The sequence below is a fragment of the Enorma sp. genome, from assembly GCF_982429025.1.
The window spans coordinates 1-18,002 of the sequence record NZ_CEWCAA010000044.1 but is presented as its reverse complement, the minus strand read 5'-3'; the positions used below and the strand labels follow the sequence as shown (position 1 = coordinate 18,002).

The 18,002-nt window shown below is 62.6% G+C and carries 10 protein-coding genes; 1 reads left to right on the top strand and 9 read right to left on the bottom strand.

Annotated elements, in window-relative coordinates:
• Nucleotides 1-271: 271 nt before the first annotated feature.
• From AC1VS5_RS07575 to AC1VS5_RS07535, 9 genes are all read right to left on the bottom strand, one after another.
• On the bottom strand, nucleotides 272-3,061 hold the full coding sequence (locus AC1VS5_RS07575) for an ATP-dependent Clp protease ATP-binding subunit (protein WP_481218247.1): 2,790 nt from the start codon (nucleotides 3,059-3,061) through the stop codon (nucleotides 272-274).
• Between the two features lie 313 nt (nucleotides 3,062-3,374).
• On the bottom strand, nucleotides 3,375-3,995 hold the full coding sequence (locus AC1VS5_RS07570) for a TetR/AcrR family transcriptional regulator (RefSeq protein WP_481218246.1): 621 nt from the start codon (nucleotides 3,993-3,995) through the stop codon (nucleotides 3,375-3,377).
• Nucleotides 3,979-8,871, bottom strand: coding sequence for an acyl-CoA dehydratase activase (locus AC1VS5_RS07565; RefSeq protein WP_481218245.1), 4,893 nt, complete (start codon nucleotides 8,869-8,871; stop codon nucleotides 3,979-3,981). The genes AC1VS5_RS07570 and AC1VS5_RS07565 overlap by 17 nt, the downstream gene beginning before the upstream one ends.
• A gap of 470 nt (nucleotides 8,872-9,341) precedes the next feature.
• Entirely contained in the window at nucleotides 9,342-10,748 is a 1,407-nt protein-coding gene (locus tag AC1VS5_RS07560; protein ID WP_481218244.1) for a DHA2 family efflux MFS transporter permease subunit, read from the bottom strand.
• A 202-nt stretch (nucleotides 10,749-10,950) separates the two neighbouring features.
• The gene (locus AC1VS5_RS07555) at nucleotides 10,951-12,267 is read right to left on the bottom strand and encodes a PTS sugar transporter subunit IIC (protein WP_239402274.1); all 1,317 of its coding nucleotides are present in this window, start codon (nucleotides 12,265-12,267) and stop codon (nucleotides 10,951-10,953) included.
• 1 nt (nucleotide 12,268) lies between these two features.
• Nucleotides 12,269-12,559, bottom strand: a complete 291-nt coding sequence (locus AC1VS5_RS07550) for a PTS sugar transporter subunit IIB (protein ID WP_276765177.1) — start codon at nucleotides 12,557-12,559, stop codon at nucleotides 12,269-12,271.
• On the bottom strand, nucleotides 12,556-13,971 hold the full coding sequence (locus tag AC1VS5_RS07545; protein ID WP_087186780.1) for a glycoside hydrolase family 1 protein: 1,416 nt from the start codon (nucleotides 13,969-13,971) through the stop codon (nucleotides 12,556-12,558). Before AC1VS5_RS07545 ends, AC1VS5_RS07550 begins: the two co-directional genes overlap by 4 nt.
• 51 nt (nucleotides 13,972-14,022) lie before the next feature.
• A complete protein-coding gene (locus AC1VS5_RS07540; protein ID WP_019127792.1) occupies nucleotides 14,023-14,376 on the bottom strand; it encodes a PTS lactose/cellobiose transporter subunit IIA in 354 nt (117 codons plus the stop codon).
• Between the two features lie 2 nt (nucleotides 14,377-14,378).
• Nucleotides 14,379-16,367 (bottom strand): BglG family transcription antiterminator, encoded by a 1,989-nt coding sequence (locus AC1VS5_RS07535; protein WP_481218243.1) that lies wholly within the window; start codon nucleotides 16,365-16,367, stop codon nucleotides 14,379-14,381.
• Nucleotides 16,368-16,582: 215 nt separating this feature from the next.
• Here AC1VS5_RS07535 and AC1VS5_RS07530 point away from each other — a divergent pair, with 215 nt between their 5' ends.
• Nucleotides 16,583-17,977 (top strand): NAD(P)/FAD-dependent oxidoreductase, encoded by a 1,395-nt coding sequence (locus AC1VS5_RS07530; RefSeq protein WP_481218242.1) that lies wholly within the window; start codon nucleotides 16,583-16,585, stop codon nucleotides 17,975-17,977.
• Nucleotides 17,978-18,002 lie beyond the last annotated feature (25 nt).

Below are 18,002 nucleotides of genomic sequence, written 5' to 3'. Positions count from 1 at the left end.
TTAATGCACCCCCTATCTGTGGGAATCTATCCAAATTTGCGCTAAGTCGGTCTTTTTTTCCTGCGGAACGCGGGTGCCGCCCGCCCCACGCGCAGGTAGAGCGCTCGCCGCGGGCCGTCTACCAGCGCGGCGGGCGAACCCGACGCCTGAATCGCAGGAAATAAGACCGACTTAGCGCATTTTTGGCTACAAAAGCCCAGATAGAGGGTACACAAAAAGGGCCGCGCCCGCATCCGTGCGAGCGCAGCCCTTCTACTGAGGCCATGATTTGCTACCGCGTGCCGCTTCCAGACTGGGCGGCGCCGCCAGGACCACCGGCAAGAGCAGGCGCAGCCGCACTTGAGCGCGGCGCGGGCTCAAACGACCCGCCGAGCGCTCCGATGCTTCGCGGAGCCGGAATCTCCCCCGTCCCGTGGCTAAACACAAACGAACCGTCGACCACGTCGCAGAGCACGGTATCGCCCGCGTTCCACTCACCGGCCAGAAGCTCCTCAGAAAGCGGATCCTCGATGAGCTTCTGGATCGCACGGCGCAGCGGGCGCGCGCCATTGGTAAGGTCGGTGCCCTCGGCAACGATCTTGGCGATGGCGGCATCAGTCAGCTTGATATTCATGCCGTTGGCAATGAGCCGCTGGCGCAGGTCGTCCACCAGCAGCTCGGCGATCTTGGTCAGACTCTCGCCCGCGAGCTTCTGGAAGACCACGATATCGTCCACGCGGTTCAAAAACTCCGGACGGAACAGGCGCTTGAGCTCGCCCATCGCACGGCTCTTGATCTCGGTGGAAGAGAGGCCCGCCTCCCCGGTGCTGCCAAAGCCCACGCTCGACTCTTGCGCGATCTCGCGCGCGCCCACGTTCGATGTCATGATGACGACCGTGTTGCGGAAATCGACCGTCTTGCCCTGGCCGTCGGTCAAACGCCCCTCATCGAGCACTTGCAGCAAGATATTGAAGATGTCCGGATGCGCCTTTTCGATCTCGTCGAAGAGCACCACCGAATACGGGTGACGGCGAACGGCCTTGGTGAGCTGGCCGCCTTCCTCGTGGCCCACATAACCCGGGGGGCTACCGATGAGCTTAGAGACCTCGTACTCGCTGGCGAACTCAGACATATCGAAGCTGATGAGCGCGTCCTTGCTGCCAAACAGGTATTCGGCGAGGGTCTTCGCCAGCTCGGTCTTGCCCGTGCCCGTGGGGCCCAGGAAGATGAACGAACCGCCGGGACGGCGCGGATCTTTGAGCGGGGAACGGGAGCGGCGGATGGCCTTGGCCACCGCGTTCACCGCCTCGTCCTGCCCGATGATGCGCGTCTTGAGCACGTTCTCGCAGTTGAGAAGGCGCCGCGACTCGTCTTCGGTGAGCGATGAGACGGGAACGCCCGAAGCGACCGACACGATATCGGCGATCTGCGGGACATCGATCACGATGGGAGCGGCATCCATCTGGGCGTTCCAGGCGGCACGCGCCTCGGAAAGCTCGATCTCCGCCTGCTTCTCCTGCTCCTTGAGCTCGGCAGCGCGGTTCATGTCGTCGTTCTCCGCCGCTTCGTCGGCCGCCGCCTTGAGCTCGCCCAGACGGGCCTCGGCCTCGCGCACGGGCTCCGGCGCGCGGTTGCGCGCGATGCGGGCGCGGGCGCCGGACTCATCGATGAGGTCGATGGCCTTGTCGGGCAGGAAGCGATCTTGGATATAGCGGGACGAGAGCGTCGCCGCAGCCTCAACCGCCTCGGGGGTGTAGTGCACATGGTGGTGCTCTTCGTAGCGTGGGAGCAGGGCGGTAAGGATCTTGACCGTGTCCTCGATACTCGGTTCCTCGATATCGATGGATTGGAAGCGCCGCTCGAACGCCGGGTCCTTGGAGAGGTATTTGCGGTACTCCTCCGCCGTGGTGGCGCCGATAATCTGGAACACCCCGCGCGCGAGCACCGGCTTAAGCATGGAGCTCGCGTCGATGGAGCCCTCGGCCGAACTGCCCGCTCCGATGAGCGTGTGCATCTCGTCGATGAAGAGGATGATGTCGTCCGCCTCGGTGGCCTCCTGGATCACGCCCTTCAGGCGCTCCTCGAACTCGCCGCGGTACTTGGCGCCCGCTACGAGCCCTGGCAGGTCAAGCGACCAGATGTTCTTGTTCATAAGGTTCTCGGGCACGTTGCCGGCAGCGATTTCCTGCGCAAGGCCTTCCACGATGGCGGTCTTGCCCACACCGGGGTCGCCCAAGATGAGCGGATTGTTCTTGGTGCGTCGAGAAAGGATCTCCATCATGCGCGAGACCTCTTTTTCGCGGCCAATCACCGGGTCGAGCTTGCCGTCGCGCGCTTCCTGCGTGAGGTTGGTACCGAACTGCTTGAGAACCGAGGAGTCGTCGCCCTTGCCCTGGCTCGAATCGCCCGAGAAGAACGGCAGGCCGGAGCCGGGACGCACGGATGCGGCGCCCGCGAACGGGCGGCGTCCCTGGTCCTTCGAGGTGAGCTTCTCGACCGCCTGGCGCACGGACGCCGCCGAGACGCCGAGACGCATGAGGATGTCCATGGCCATGCACGACGATTCGTCCACGATGCCAAGAAGCAGGTGCTCGGTGGAAACGTAGGTCTGGTTGTTCTCGCGCGCGTGGCGGAAGCTCTTCTCCATCACGGTGATGACGGAAGGGGTGAAGGCGAGCTTGCCCTGCCCGGCGTTGCGGCTGGAGGCGCCATCGGGCGCCGTGCCCGTGGCACCCTCGGAAGCCGAGCCCGTGGCGCTCTCGGCGCGGTGGGTGCCGTCGCCGTCAGATGCCGGCGCGTCGTCCGCGGAGGAATCCGCCGACGAAGACGCGGAAGACGCATCGACCGCAGGAGAGTCCGTCGCAGGCTTGGTCGTGGCAGCGCCTGCCGCCTCCTTAATCTGGTCCATAACGTCGTCGTATGAAATGTCGAGCGATTGCAGCGCCTCCGAGGCGATGCCCTCTTCCTTGGCGAGCGCGAGCAGCAGATGCTCGGTGCCCACCTTGGTCGACGATAGTGCGATCGCTTCTTCCTTCGCCATAGACATGACGCGGCGAGCACGATCGGTAAATCTGTCTAACATGCTGAAAACCTCTGCTGTGCCGACTTGTTGTCTATCGGAATGCGCAGGCAGCACGCTGCGCATTCCCCTTCTTTACCCAAAGGTGCACCATCATAACAGCTCAGCGCGAGAAAATGAGAGGCAGGCCCACCACATGCGCAAGATGTGAAGGATCGGCACTGCAAGGGCCATGCACCGCGAACCGAACAGGACTCAATGAGCGAAAAGGCACCTAATCGTGAGCCAAAACGGACCCGTCCCAGAATGACTCAAATGAAACAGATGGACCAAAACGGACCCGTCCCAGAATGGGTCACCTGGCCCGAAAAAGCGCCTAATCATGGAAAACGCGGGCGAGCACCTCGACCGGGGTCATCCCCTGCGCGTCGGCGACGGCCTCGATCGTGGCCCGTGCAACGGAAGCGAGGTAGGCTCGCGCCTCGGGCGAAAGCGGGCAGGGCAGCGCGCCGCGCTCCGTCGCCTCGGCGATGAAACCCAGCACTCCGCCCACCATGAACTGTATAGCAAAGGTCGCCGCCGGCTTCAGGTGCTCTCCCTCGGCGCACAGGCAGCTTTCCCAACGCCGTTGGACCTCGCTGCGGATGGTCTGGTCTACGAGCCGCCGCTCTCCGGCGCGGATGGCGACCGCCATACGCCTCAAACGGCGTCGCGGCACGCGCCGCTGGAGCGACCCCGCATCGCCCTCCACGAGCGCGCCGAAGATCGCGCGCACGAGCGCATCGTCGGAGAAGAACTCCTCGCGCACCGCGCTCGCCGCGAGCACGTCAAGGTCGGAAAAGTAATAGTAGAACGTTCCGCGGTTGCAGCCAGCCGCTTTCACAACCGCGCCGACGGTCATAGCACTCCGCGGTGTACACTCCAAGAGTTCCCAGAACGCATCGGCGATGCGTTCGCGCGCGCCGGGTTCATCGGCATCCTTACGCGGTCGTGCCATGGGGGCTGCCCTCCTCCGACGCACCTCGTGCCTGCTCAGCGGCACCCTCCCCCGGCTCGGCGTTGCCGCGCTCCTTCGCACCCATGATGAGCATCTGCAGGCGGTTCTCCACGTTGGCAAAGCTCACGTCTGGGTCGTAATCGAGCGGAAGGAACTGCGCGTCCGGGTACCGGTTCTTCAGCGCTCGCACCAAACCGCGCCCTACCACGTGGTTGGGCAGGCAGCCGAATGGCTGCAAGATCACGAACGCGCGGCAACCGTGCTTCGCCTGCTCGAGGATCTCCGCAGGAATGAGCACACCCTCGCCCGCATCGAACGTATGGTGAAGCACCTCGTCCGACTGCTTAACAAGCTCCGGCATGCGCGTTGGGGGCTCGTACAGCGGATGCGCACGGGCGATGCGGTCGCAGCGATCGTGCGCGAGCTCAAAGAAATGGTCCGCGATAGCGTACCACGAGCGCTCGCCGAACGGCAGGTCCACGTGGTACTCCCTCGATTGGGCATGCTTGTAGAAATAGCTTTTGCGAATCACGTCCGTCATGCGCGCCTCGATGATCTCGAGGCCGTTCTCCTCCAGGTAGCGCTCAATCTCGTGGTTGGCGCCCGGATGGAAGTTGAGCAGGTACTCGCCCACGATCAACACCGTCGGACGAGGGCGCGAGCGGTCGTAGCGAACCCCCTTCATGATATCGATGGCGCGGGCGAAGCCGCGTTCAAGCCCCGCGATGCCGCGTTTCTCGAGACCCGCCATGAGCTCGTCCACCGCTGCTTCGAAGGCACGGTCGGCAGAGCCCGGCTCGAGCTCGTAGGGGCGCATGCGGCGAAGCAGCGCCTCGAGCGCGTCGATCATGGGAAGCCCCCAGGCGATCTGGATGCTCGCCGCCATGCCCAAGCGGAACCCGGGGTAGGCATTATGAGCGTCCATGTCGTCGTTCGTGAGCACGGGAACGTTCTTATAGCCCGCATCGTCGAGCGCTTTACGCAAAAGCGGCATGTAGTGCGTGAGACGGCAGTCGCCGATGTACTTGCCCGTAATCATGGCAACGTCTTTATCGTCGTACTTGCCGCTCTTGAGTGCATAGAGCGCCTCGCCGATGGTGATCTGCGCCGGGAAGCAGATGTCGTTGTGCACGTAGCGCTTGCCGAGCTCGATCGCCTCCTCTCGACCAACCTCGAGCGCCTCGGCACGCACGCCCTGTCGCGAGATCGCTGCCGCCATGAGGCGAGCGAACGCGTGCGAGGTGTTGGGCACAAGCAGCACCTTTTCACGGGCGTCCCGCTTGGTGAACTTCACCTCGTATGGATCTTTGAGCAGGTTCTCCCCCGTCTCGGCCGCATGCTCGGCAGCAGGAGACGGAGCAGCAAGCCCGCCTTTCGGGGCCCGCTCCGCACGATCTTGCGATGCTCCTCTCGCTTCGCCGGCGCGCCGTCGGTCCGTCGTCTCGATGAACGAGCGCACGCGTATGCGGAGGGGGCCGGTGGCATCGCTCTCGTCGATCTTGAGGATGAGCGGGGCCTTATCGCCCACCTCGCGCATGATGCGCACGATCTCGTCCGAGAGATAGGCGTCGTGCCCGCAACCAAAGCTCACGAGCTGGACATATTCGAGCTCCGGCGCGGAGGCGGCAATCACCGCACAGCTGAGCATGCGCGCGTGGAAGTTGTTCACGATGTCGAGCCGGCTGTTCTCGAGGTTGACCTTGCGCACGCCGGGCACCGCATCGGGCGTGAGCACGGCGATACCCTGGTCGCTGAAGAGCTTCGTGACCCCGTGGTTGACAAGTGGGTCGTTGTGGTACGGGCGCGAGGCCACGATCACGGCATAGCGGCCCGTACGCCGCACCTCCTCGATGACCTCCCGGCCGCGCCGCTCAAGCTCGTCGGCGAACCCGTGCTGAGCCACGTCGGCCATAAGGATGGCCTTGCGGGCCTGCGACGCATCGATGCCGAACGTCTCGGTGAGATAGCGCGCGAGCTGCCGGTTTCGGTCGCGCTCGCTGTACCAGTGAAAGAGCGGCGTATCGAAGGGAATGCCGAAGCGCTCCTCGGGGTTATCGGAATTGCGCATCACGTAGGGATACCCCTTCACGACCGCGCACATCCACTCGCTCGTGCTCGCCGTGTTCTCGGTGGGAACGGTGGTGATGATGGGCATGAAGATGCGATCGACGCCCGCGTCCACAAGGTCGCGCACATGCCCATGGACGAGCTTTGCCGGGAAGCAGATGGTATCCGAGGTCACATGCGGCAGGCCGCGTTCGAACATGCGCCGGTTGCTTGGGCGCGAGATGCGCACCGTGCAACCGATCGCGCGGAAGAGCGTGGTCCAAAACGGCATGGTGTCCCAGAACTCAAGAACGCGCGGCAGGCCGACGGCGATGCCGTTCTTGGGAGCAACCGGGTCGCAGGGCCACTGTTTGAATAGCAGGCGCTCGCGCTCATCGAAGAGGTTGGGGGCTCGGCGGTGGGCTGGGGGCACGGCGGCGCTCGCTGCCGTGGGCCCTCCCTGCTCGCCGGCCACAAGGGCAGCGCCGTTCCCCGTACTTGCCGGAGGCGCGGCGACAGGGCTCTCGGCGGGGGCGGCAGCCTGTGCTTCTGCCTGCGCCCCGGCGGGGGCTGCGGCATCGCCATCAGTGCGCGCGTCGGCATTCGCGGCAGCATCACCCTCGGCGCGCGCGGCAGCATCACCATCAGCGCGCTCCTCGGCATCGCCTTCGGCGCGCTCCGCAACCCGGGCCCCCTCCGGTACGAGCGTGCCCGGCACTTCGCGAATGAGCTCCGCCCAATCAATCTCCTCGCCGCGCGGGCAGCGGTTCCCCGTCACGTAGAGCGAGCCGTCGTTGAACGCGACCACCGTGCGGCTGCAATGGTTGCCGCACCGCCTGCAGGTAACGCCCGTGTACTGGTCGTGGCTAAAATCATCGAGCGCGTTGAGGCCGATGAAACTCGAGGCCGCGTTCTTGCCCCCAGTGCAGCGCTCGCCCACGTGCTCGCGCGCAAGCAGCGCCACGCCGACGGCTCCCATGAGGCCGGGATGCGGCGCGCGCGTGACCGGGCGGCCAAGGTATTGCTCGAACGCGCGGAGCACGGCATCGTTTCTGAACGTACCTCCCTGCACCACGATGCGCTCGCCGAGCGCGTCGAGGTTAGCCACGCGAATGACCTTGGTGAATACGTTCTCGATGATGGAACGGCAGAGACCCGCCATGATGTCGTTGGGGCCCTTGCCGCGGCGCTGCTCGCTCACCACGCTACTGTTCATGAACACGGTGCAGCGGCTACCAAGCGATGCCGGATCATTCGACCGAAACGCGGCGCGGGCGATACCCTCGACGGGAATGTGCAGGTTCGCCGCGAACCCCTCGAGAAACGATCCGCAGCCAGCCGAGCACGCCTCGTTGACCACGATATCGGTGAGCACGCCGCCCGAGAGCCAGATGGCCTTCATGTCTTGCCCGCCAATATCCAATACGAAGGTGGCGTCCGGCACGCACATGGCCGCGGCGCGGGCGTGCGCGACGGTCTCGACCGTATGGTAGTCGGCATGCAGGGCGCGCGCGAAGAGCACCTCTCCATACCCGGTGGTGCCCACAGCATCGATAGCAAGGTTCACGCCCGCATCCGACCAACGGCGCCGCAAGTCGATGAGCCCCTGCCGAACCACATCGAGCGGCCGTCCCTCGTTGTTGGCATAGAACGAGTCCACAAGCTCGCCGTCTTCGTCGATGAGCGCAAATTTGGTGGTCGTGGAACCAGAATCGATGCCCAGCGCCACATGCACGGTCTCGCCCGGCTGGTAGGCCGTGGGGCCCGGCGCGGGGACCTCGGCAGGATGGCGGCGCTCGAACTCCGCTCGGTCCTCCTCGCTCGTGAAGAACGGAGCCACAGGGGCAAGCTCGCCGTCGTCTATAGGATGCTCCATCAAGTGCTCGAGGGCAGGAATGCCCATGTCAAGGTCTACGTCTGCCCGGGCATCGGCGAACATATCGGGCGCGCCGAGCGCAAGCGCCGCCCCGTGTGCCACGATGACCTGCGGGTCTTGGGGAATCACGCAGTCGTTCTCACCAAGATCGAGCTGTTCGGCGAAAACGCGCACGAGCGTGGGGTTATAGGCGAGCGTGCCGCCCTCGAAGATGACCGGCGCCTCGATGTCGATGCCCTGCGCGAGGCCGCCGACCGTTTGGCGCGCAACGGCATGGAAGGCCGAGAGTGCCAGGTCCTCACGAGGTACGCCCTGATTGAGCAGCGGCTGGATATCCGTTTTGGCGTACACGCCGCAACGGCCGGAAATCTCGTACACCGTGGTGCCGCGTGCGGCAAGCTCCTCGAAACCCTCGGTGGGAACACCCAGCAGCTTGGCCATCTCGTCGATGAACGCGCCCGTGCCGCCCGCGCAGCTGCCGTTCATGCGCATGTCGGAGACGGTGAGCGCTCCGTCGGGCTCTGCCTTGTGGAAGAAGATCATCTTGGCGTCCTGGCCGCCAAGCTCGATTGCGCATCGTACCTGCGGATAGAGCTCGCGCACTGCGATGGAGTTTGCCACGACCTCCTGGATGTAAGCCGCGCCGAGCGCCCGAGCGATGTCGCGCGCGCCCGATCCCGTTACCGCCACGCGCAGGCGAGCGCCCGGGAAACGCTTGCCCACCTCGCGAAGCGCCTCGATCGCGCTCAATGTCTGGCGGGCGTTGTGACGCTGGTAGCGCCAATACCTGGTCTCGTTCGCAGTTGGGTTAAGGACGAACACCTTGGTGGTGGTCGAGCCAATGTCGAGCCCTACGTGCAGCACCTCATCCAACGGCGCGCCACCCGTGGTGCCGCTCCCGGCGCCACACGCCAGAATGTGGTCCGCCTGCGCCGCCCCCGTTGCCTGTTCCATATACCGCTCCATCTAGCACACCGCGCCCGGCACGCACGCCGTGACGCCTTCGAATTGCCGCTCGGGCGGGCGGCGACGCAGCATGCCGCCTGCCCGAGCGGTTAACGACTAGTTGAACGGTAGGTATATACCACGTTTCAAAAAATACAACACTGTGTTCAATTATTTTTCTAGAGAAGCACCATGCCGGAGCGCGTAGAGACCTATGGCATTCTGCGCGTAGAGAATTTGTGAGAAAAGCCGCGCACTGCGGCACGGCAGTCCACATTGCCGGGCGACATTCGGACGCGCAGGGTGATTTCGGGCGAGATCTGGACACATCAAGCTACGTCGGGCGACAATCGGACAGTTTGAGCGTTGCCGGGCGACATTCGGACATCTGGAGGGCCCCAAGTGTCCAGATCTCGCCCGGCAACGCCAGCCGTGTCCAGATCTCGCCCGGCAACGCCACGCAGACGGCAGCCTACCAGCTAGGCACGTCCCTTCCGGGAAAACACGAACAGCACGAGCACGCTGCACAGGGCGGCAAGGGCCACGACGGCGGCAAGCAGCACAAACGCCCAATAGCCTCCCTCCACCGTGGAGACAACGATATTCTGCGAGGCCCCTTGGAACGCTCCCACGACCGCTGTGACCGCACTCACGCCGATAGAACCACCGAGCTGCTGGAAGGTATTGAAAACCGAGTTGCCGTCGGTGCGAATCGACTCGGGCAGCGCGCCCAAGCCATTCGTCATCGTCGTGCTGAAACCCAAGCCCTGGCCAATCCCGAAAAGCACGTAGAACCCTCCGAGCATGAACGGGGTAAGCGCAGAGGAGAAGGCTACGTAAAGCACCACCGATGCAACGAGGCACGCCATGCCCGTGATGATGGGCAGACGGGCGCCCGCACGGTCGAGCAGCCGCCCTCCTAGCGGGGCGAATACCGCAACGAGCGCGCAACCCGGCAACATGAGGGTTCCCGAAAGCGACGCCGAGGCGCCGAGCGCGAGCTGCGCGTAGTTAGGAATTAGATAGGCAAAGCCCAGGATGGCAAACGAAACCGCTGCGATAACTGCGGCAGAAGCAGAAAAAGCCGGGAACGCAAAGAGGTGCATATCGATAAGCGGATGGTCGCATGCCCGCGCATGGGCAACGAAGACACCGAGCGCGACGACGAATGCGGCGAACACCGCCAGCACCATGGGGCTTGCACCCTCATATGAAGCAGCATTGATTCCGTAGATGAGAGCAAAGAAGCTTGCGCCCAGCAGCACAAAGCCGACAAGGTCAAAGCGGGCGCCCGCATCGACGCGCGTGGCCTGACGCACGCACGCGCTCCCGATACCCAGCGAAAGCACGGTCATGGGCACAAGGCATAGAAACACCATGCGCCATCCAGCAAGCTCCATAACCGCGCCGCCATACGAGGGCCCCACCGCCGGCGCGACGGCCGTAATGAGCGACGCCACACCCATCATGAGCCCCATTTTCTCGTGCGGAACCTGATCGACCACGATACTGAACATGAGCGGGATGGCGATGCCCGTACTTACCCCCTGCACGACGCGCCCCATGAGCAGCACCGGAAACGCTGGCGCTGCGGCACACAGCAACGTGCCGGCAAGAAAGAGCAGTACCGCGCAAACGAAAAGGCGACGCAGCGCGAAGCGCGCTTTCAGGAATGGGAAGGTGGGGATCATGACCGCGAGCATAAGTAGGTAACCCGAAGTAATCCATTGAATGGTCGCCGTGTCAACTGCAAACTCCTCCATAAGCGCGGGCAAAGCGACGTTCATGGCGGTCTCGAAAACCACCGCGCAAAACGAAAGGCTTCCTGCCGCCACGATAGAGGCAACAAGCCGCGCATCCAGCCTGCGCTCGAATGATTCAACCATGCATTCTCCCTTCTCCTGGGCCCGTCGCGCACGCCTAGTTGCAAGCGCGCGCCTCCGCCGCCTGGGCATGCAAACAGACGAAGGTCGTATGCGCCACCCTCACCCCATAAGGAAAAAGGGTGCCCGCCCAAAGGGGCAGGCACCCTCGACCTTCACCGCTCGCAGGGGTGCGCCCACGCGAGCGGAAAGCACGACAAGCCCGCTACGCCGTCTCGGCAGAGGTCTCGTCGGCCTCTTCCTGAGCCACGAGCTGCTTCTCGTAAGCCTTGTAGAAGGGGTAGTACAGCAGGGCATCGATGGCAATCAGCGCCACGACGAGCACCACGGCCTTCCAGTCGAAGGTCGAAAGGTACGCGCCGAAGATGCACGGCATGTTCCACGAGAGGAGCGCGAACGTCTTGGCAACAAGGCCCGTCATCATGCAGACATAGGCAATGATGGCGTTCACCGTAGAGGTGAGCAGGAAGGGAATGAAGAACATGGGGTTCATCATGAGAGGCACGCCAAAGATGATCGGCTCAGAGATGTTGAAGAACGCCGGCACGATGCCCACACGGCCGATGGTACGCAGCTGCTTGGACTTGGAGCGGATGAGCAGGATGGCAAGAGCCAGCACCGAGCCGCAGCCGCCGATCACGACAAAGTAGACCCAGAACGGCGTGGTGAAGATGTTCGGGAGCGCCTCACCAGCCGCCTGGGCGGCGGCGTTCACCGAGAGGCCGCCATCGCGGATGGGACCGAGCACGCCGGAGAGCGCAGCGTCATGCACGCCGAAGAACCAGAAGAACTGCACCAGGAGCGTAGCGATCGCAGCGAATCCAAGCGAATCGGTCGCGTTGAAGACAGGAGCGAGATTGGTGTAGATAAACGCGGGGAGCGTGGTGCCCATCGAGTTGAAAATCGCGAAGATCGCGGTGTCGACGGCAAGGATGATGATGCCGGGGATAAGCGAAGCGAAGGCCTCGGAGAGCGACGCCGGGACCGAGGGCGGGAGCGCTATGCGGCCCACATTGTGCTCGCGCATGGCGCGATATCCCTCAACGGTGAGAATCGACAGGAAAATCGCCACGAGCAGGCCCTTGCCGTCAAGATAGAGGATATCCGCCGTCTTGGCATCCCAGCCAAGCTCCACCGGCCCGAAGCAGATGAGCAGGAAACCTCCCATCGTGAGCACCAACGGGATAAAGGCATCGATCTTGTAATGCTTGCACAGGAAGTACGTGACACCGAGCGCGATGTACACCGAAAGCGCGCCCATGGTCATGGTATTCGCCCAGGTGAGCAACGTCGAATTGGCTGCAGCGAAGTTGGCCCAGGCCTCAAGCAGGAAGTTGCTACCCGGCTCGACCGCCGGCGCGGACGAGAGGATGGTGCAGATGCCGCCGAAAAGCGTGACCGGCACCAGCGAGATAAACGCATCGCGGATGGCATGCAGATGGCGCTGCGTGCTCAGCTTGTTTGCTATCGGTAGAACGTGCTTTTCCAAGTACGTTGTCAGAGAGTCCATAACGTTGCTCATATTAGGCTCCGATACAATCGATGATCTGCTGATAGACAGCCTTGCCGTTCATAACGCCGTAGTGCTGCGGAGCGATGGAATCCACCGGACACGACACCTTGGCCTGAATGTTGGGAACGAGGTAGCGAATTTGCGGCCCCACGAGAATCATCTCGACGCCCTCGAGATGGTCTTCGAACTCAGCCTCGCCGTAGGCAGCGACCTCCAGGGTGCCCTCGCTCGCCTCCTCGATCTTCTTTGCCATGATGCCGGTGGACATTCCAGCGTTGCACACCAACATGACTTTTCTCATCGTTGCCCCTCCTCCTGATAGGGTTTTCCAGTCTGCTCGCCCGCGATGAAATCGCGATACCAGCGGTAGCTCTTCTTGGGGGTACGGGTGTACCCGTTCTCGAAGTCAACCGCGACAAGCCCATAGCGCTTGCGGCACCCGTTCTTCCATGAATACAGGTCGAAGGTGCTCCATACGAAATAACCGCGTACGTCGGCCCCAGCCTCCTGGGCGGCCTTGATGGCGGCGATATGATCCTTCATAAAGGCGATGCGATAATCGTCCTGGACCTCGCCCTGGCTCACGTCCTCGGCCACGCCGATGCCGTTCTCCGTGATGTAGATGGGCAGATGGTAGCGACGCGTCACTTCAATGAGGCCACGACGCAGGCCGTCGGGATAAATCTCGGTGCCCCACTCAGTCGTCTGCATGTTGGGATCGTCGAGCACCTGCTCGAACCAGCCCTTGATCACCACGCGCTGGGACCCCTTGAAGGCCGAGCCGGAATTGTTCACCACGAGCTGGGTCTCGCCATCGGTATAGGGCCGCACGAGCACGCGCGAGTAGTAGTTGAGACCCAGGAAGTCGACGGTACCCTCGCGAAGCGCCTGAAGCTTGTCGGGCGTAATGTACGACAGGTCAAAGCGACGGTTGAGGTCGGTGAGCAAATCGATGGGAAGCTCGCCTGTAGCGGCGGTATCGAGAATCCAGTTATTTGCGTAGTTGTCGGCGAATCGCATGGCAATCTTGGTCTCGAGGGTGTCATCCACGCCGTCGACGGGTCCAAAGCTGTGCACGATGCCGATAGAACCCTCATAGCCGCCCGCGCGGAACGCCTTCACGCCGAGCGCCGACGCATACATGACGTTGAACGCTGCGTGCGCGCACTTCTCGGGATCCTGCAGGGCGGGCGGATAGTTACCGATGAGGTACCCGCTCATGACGAACCACTTGGGCTCGTTGAAGGTCGCCCAATAGCGCACGCGGTCGCCGAAGCGGTCGAAGCAGACGCGTGCATAGTGCTCGAAGGCGTGCGCCGTCTCCTCGTTCAGCCAGCCGCCCTCATCCTCCCAGTACTGCGGAAGGTCCCAATGGTAGATGGTTACGAAGGGCTCGACACCGAACTCATGGCAGGTATCGATCAGGCTGTTGTAGAAGGCAATGCCTTCCTCGTTGACCTCACCCTCGCGATTCTTGATGATGCGGGGCCACGAGAGCGAGAAACGATAGGCGTTCTGGCCACCTTTCGCCATGGTCTCGATGTCCTCACGGTAGCGGTGGTAGTGGTCGCTCGCCACATCGCCATTCTCCAAATCGTTTTCATGCAGGTAGCGATCCCACATCGATTCGGCCTTCCCGCCCTCCTGCCAGGCTCCTTCACACTGGTAGGAAGCGGTCGCGCTCCCCCAGAAAAACGGTGCGGTAGTGTCCATGTTCCCTCCCTGAGTCCCCTGCCGGCATGCCGCCAGCATTACGACAAGTGGCTACGCGTTGCGGACGCGATACAGCTCGATAAGCTCGCGAATGAGCTCGCGCGCGAGATTCGAGGTCATGAGATGGTCCTGGGCATGAACGAGCATGACGTTTACAGGCATGTGCTCGCCGTTTGCCTCCTTGACCAGAATCTCGGTCTGCGTATTGTGCGCACGCAGATAGGCCTCATCCGACTGCTTCATATAGTCATCGCACGCTTCGAAGTTGCCCTGTTTGGCCTCGTTCAGTGCCATGAACGCAAGGCTCTTGGCCTCGCCGGCATCGGCGATGAGCGCAAACGGGATGAGCTCAACATCCTGCCCCCCGACCTGCTGCGCCTCCATGCTCCGCTTTTCTTCAGACATGCTCAGCTCCTTTCATCGCCATGGGCGATTTCCTGCATCATCACTTCAAAACTTCGATCGTCCACAATGCGCTTCACGCGCTCTTCGTGAGATAGCAACTCGGCCATACGCGAGAAGAACCAATCCAGCGCGTTGCGGCCGTCGTCGCCGATCGCTACAAGCAGCACCAGCTCAACATCCTTGTCACCCCAACGGATGGGGCGGTTGGGAATGCCTGCGCACACCTTCGTGGGTCCGGGCAGAGAGCGAATGGGATGAGGGAGCGCTAGACCGCTACCGAAAGCGGTTGATGCGGCGCTCTCGCGCTCCAATGCGAGCTCCACGAGCTCGGCGGGTGCCCCCGCGCGCTCGACCATGAGCTCGGCGAGGCCGCAGATAGCCTCATGGGGCGTCTCCGCATCGAGATGGGGGTCGAACCAGGCCGGGTCGAAGAGCCCCGCACCCATATCTGCCGAAGCACGAAGCAGCTCGTTAATCTGCCGCACGTCAACCTCGTTCAAGAATGAGTGGATCTCCTGCACGGGAATCGGGAACTCGCCCTCGAGGGGGACCGTCGTGAAGATGTAGTCGAAGCCGGTGAAGTCCATCGCCTCGACATGCAGGGCGTCGCAGGGTACCACCTTATCGATGCGATCGCCGAACTGTCTCCTGATCGCATGTTCGAGCAACCGTGAGGTCCCGAGCCCCGAGGCGCACACCACCACAACGTTGCGGCGCGGCCCCTCCTCGCGCAAGCGGTCAAGAGCAAGCGCGAACGCAAGGGCGATATAGCCCGTCTCCGCGTGAGAGAGTGTGGTGCCGTAATGCCTACCAAGCACGTCGGCAGCATCGAGCGCCATCGCGAAGGCGAGCGGGAACCTCGTCTTGATATCCGAAAGCAGCGGGTTATCGATGCTCATATTGAAGCGCAGGCGCGTAACCAAGGGAACGATGTGCCGAGCAAGGTTCATGCGCAGCTCAAGATCGTCGCGAAAATCGAAATGGAAGAGCTCCCACACGCGGTCGAGCATCTCGGTGACCACGTTCCACACCTCATCGGGAATGATGACCCCGCGAGTGTCGTGGGGTGCAGCACCCCTCGCGCCATCATGGGAGCCCTCGGCGCCCGCATGGCCTCCCCCGGCAGAAGAAGCACCGGCAGCGGCGCTCTCCTCGGGAATGATGCTCTTCTTTCCCGCGAGGTGAATGGCGATGTAGGCGACCTCCGATTCGGGCAGGGTGATGCCAAAGGCCCCATCGAGCTGTTTGGCAACGCTTCTGGCTGCGGCAAACTCGGGCGTGAGGCGAATGCGATCAAGCGTCTCGTCGTCGAGAAGGATCAGGCAATCCTCTTTGATGCGATAGAACGCGACCATAAGATGCACTACGAGATTCTGGAAAGCGAGCATGCTCATGTAGACCGGATGCTCCTCGAGCGCCCGTTCGATGCAACCGGCGATGGTCTTCACCACCTGGGGAACCGTTTCATCGCCGAACGGATTCGAGCCAATCACGCCTTCCGTTGCGATACTTGCAAGGCAGAGGCGGCGGTTGAGCTCGGAGCCTCGAACGCGCACGCCGTAGCGCGGACGCTTCTCAAGTGCCAGGTCGTACTCGTCGAGCTTTGCCTCCACAGCTTTCAGGTCCTTCGAAATGCTCTGAGGCGACACGTAGAGAACCTGGGCCATGCTCGCAACGGTCACCCAATCGTCGCGCATGAGCAAATCATTGATGAGATAGGTGATGCGCTTCTCTGAGGCGCTGCCGTCGAGGTCGCCGAAGCGGTGCATGCGGTCCAACCATTCGCTGAAGCCCTCTTCGTTGATTACAGAGAGCACATAGCCACCCTGCTTGCGCGCGTAGGAGATGTGGGCAAGGCCTTCGAGCATCTCGTTGGTGCGTTGAATGTGCAGGCGCACCGTGCGAGCGCTCACCTCGAACTCGGACGTCAGCTCATCAATCGATGCAGCCTCGCGCTCATTCAGATATGTTACGAGTTCGATCGCCTTCACTAGCCCCCCTTCGACAGCTTCATCCTACGGGGCGCACGTCCCCGACTCCATCACAGGCAATGCCGCGTTCGTGGCAATGTGTATATAAGAATGGCCTTTACCTGCATTTTTATTTGGCACACCTGCTCGGCGGGAAGTACGGGCGCCCTTGTGGCGAGCCGGCGGTAACGTTAGAGTATCACACTGGCAAAACGAAACGCATAGGAAGGATTGCCATGCAAGCAGATGTAGCCATCGTTGGAGCTGGGCCTTCGGGCATCTTCACGGCGCTCAGGCTCATACGCGAGCGTCCGCAGCTTCACATCGTCATGGTTGAGAAGGGCCTGCCCATCGAAAAGCGCTCATGCCCCAAAGCGCGTGCAGGCCGCTGCGTTCAGTGCAGCCCGTGCCGCATAACCACGGGGTTTTCTGGGGCCGGCGCATTCTCGGATGGCAAGCTGTCTCTCTCGCACGAGGTGGGCGGCGATCTTCCTGAGCTCATTGGGTGCGACCTTGCCCAAAAGACCATCAACGAAGTCGATGGCATCTATCTTGCGTTTGGTGCCGATGAGCACGTCGAGGGGGTCGATGCGCCGGAATCTGTACGTAAGATTCGCCTGCGAGCGATCCAAGCCGGACTTAAACTCGTCGACTGCCCCATCCGTCACCTCGGAACCGAGAAAGCCCAGGAAATCTATGGACGAATCGAGCGGGACCTCATTGACCGAGGCGTAGAGATCGTGTTCAACACCGACTGCCGCGATCTCATCATTGAGGATGGCGCGTGCCGAGGCGTCGTCGCCGAAGGACCCGAGGGGGCGCTGAGCATTGACGCCGAGCGCGTTATCGTGGCAACGGGCCGCCGCGGAGCGGATTGGCTCGAGCACCTTTGCTCCGAGCACGGCATCGACCATGTTCCGGGCGCCGTTGATATGGGCGTGCGCGTCGAGGTGCGCAACGAGGTGATGGAGCGCGTGAACGACGTGCTCTACGAGAGCAAGCTTATCGGCTATCCCAACCCCTTCCGCAACAAGGTGCGCACGTTCTGCCAAAACCCCGGCGGCTTTGTAAGCCAGGAGAACTATGACGGCGGCCTGGCGGTGGTGAACGGCCATTCGTACAAAGAGCGCAAAAGCGAGAACACCAACCTAGCCGTGCTCGTGACGCACAATTTCCGTGAGCCTTTCAACCAACCCATCGCATACGCCCAAAATGTTGGGCGCCTCTGCAACATGCTCGGAGACGGACACATCCTCGTCCAACGCTTTGGCGACATCATAGACGGCAAGCGCACCTGGCAAAAGGAGCTCTCGCGCTCGAACATCAAGCCCACCCTCGTGGACGCCGTGGCGGGCGATATCACAAGCGCGCTGCCCTACCGCACCATGACCTCAATCGTGAACTTCATGCTCGCCGTCGACCAGGCCATCCCCGGCTTCGCCTCGGCCGAGACGCTGCTCTACGCTCCAGAGCTCAAGTTCTACAGCAACCGTGTTCGCATGGACGAGCGCTTCGCCACCAACGTGCGCGGCCTGCACTGTCTGGGCGACTCAAGCGGGTGGACGCGCGGACTCATGATGGCAAGCGTCATGGGCTACCTCATGGGTGGCTACCTAGCAGAGGAGCTGTAGGAAGAGCGCCCGCCACGGCGTCCAC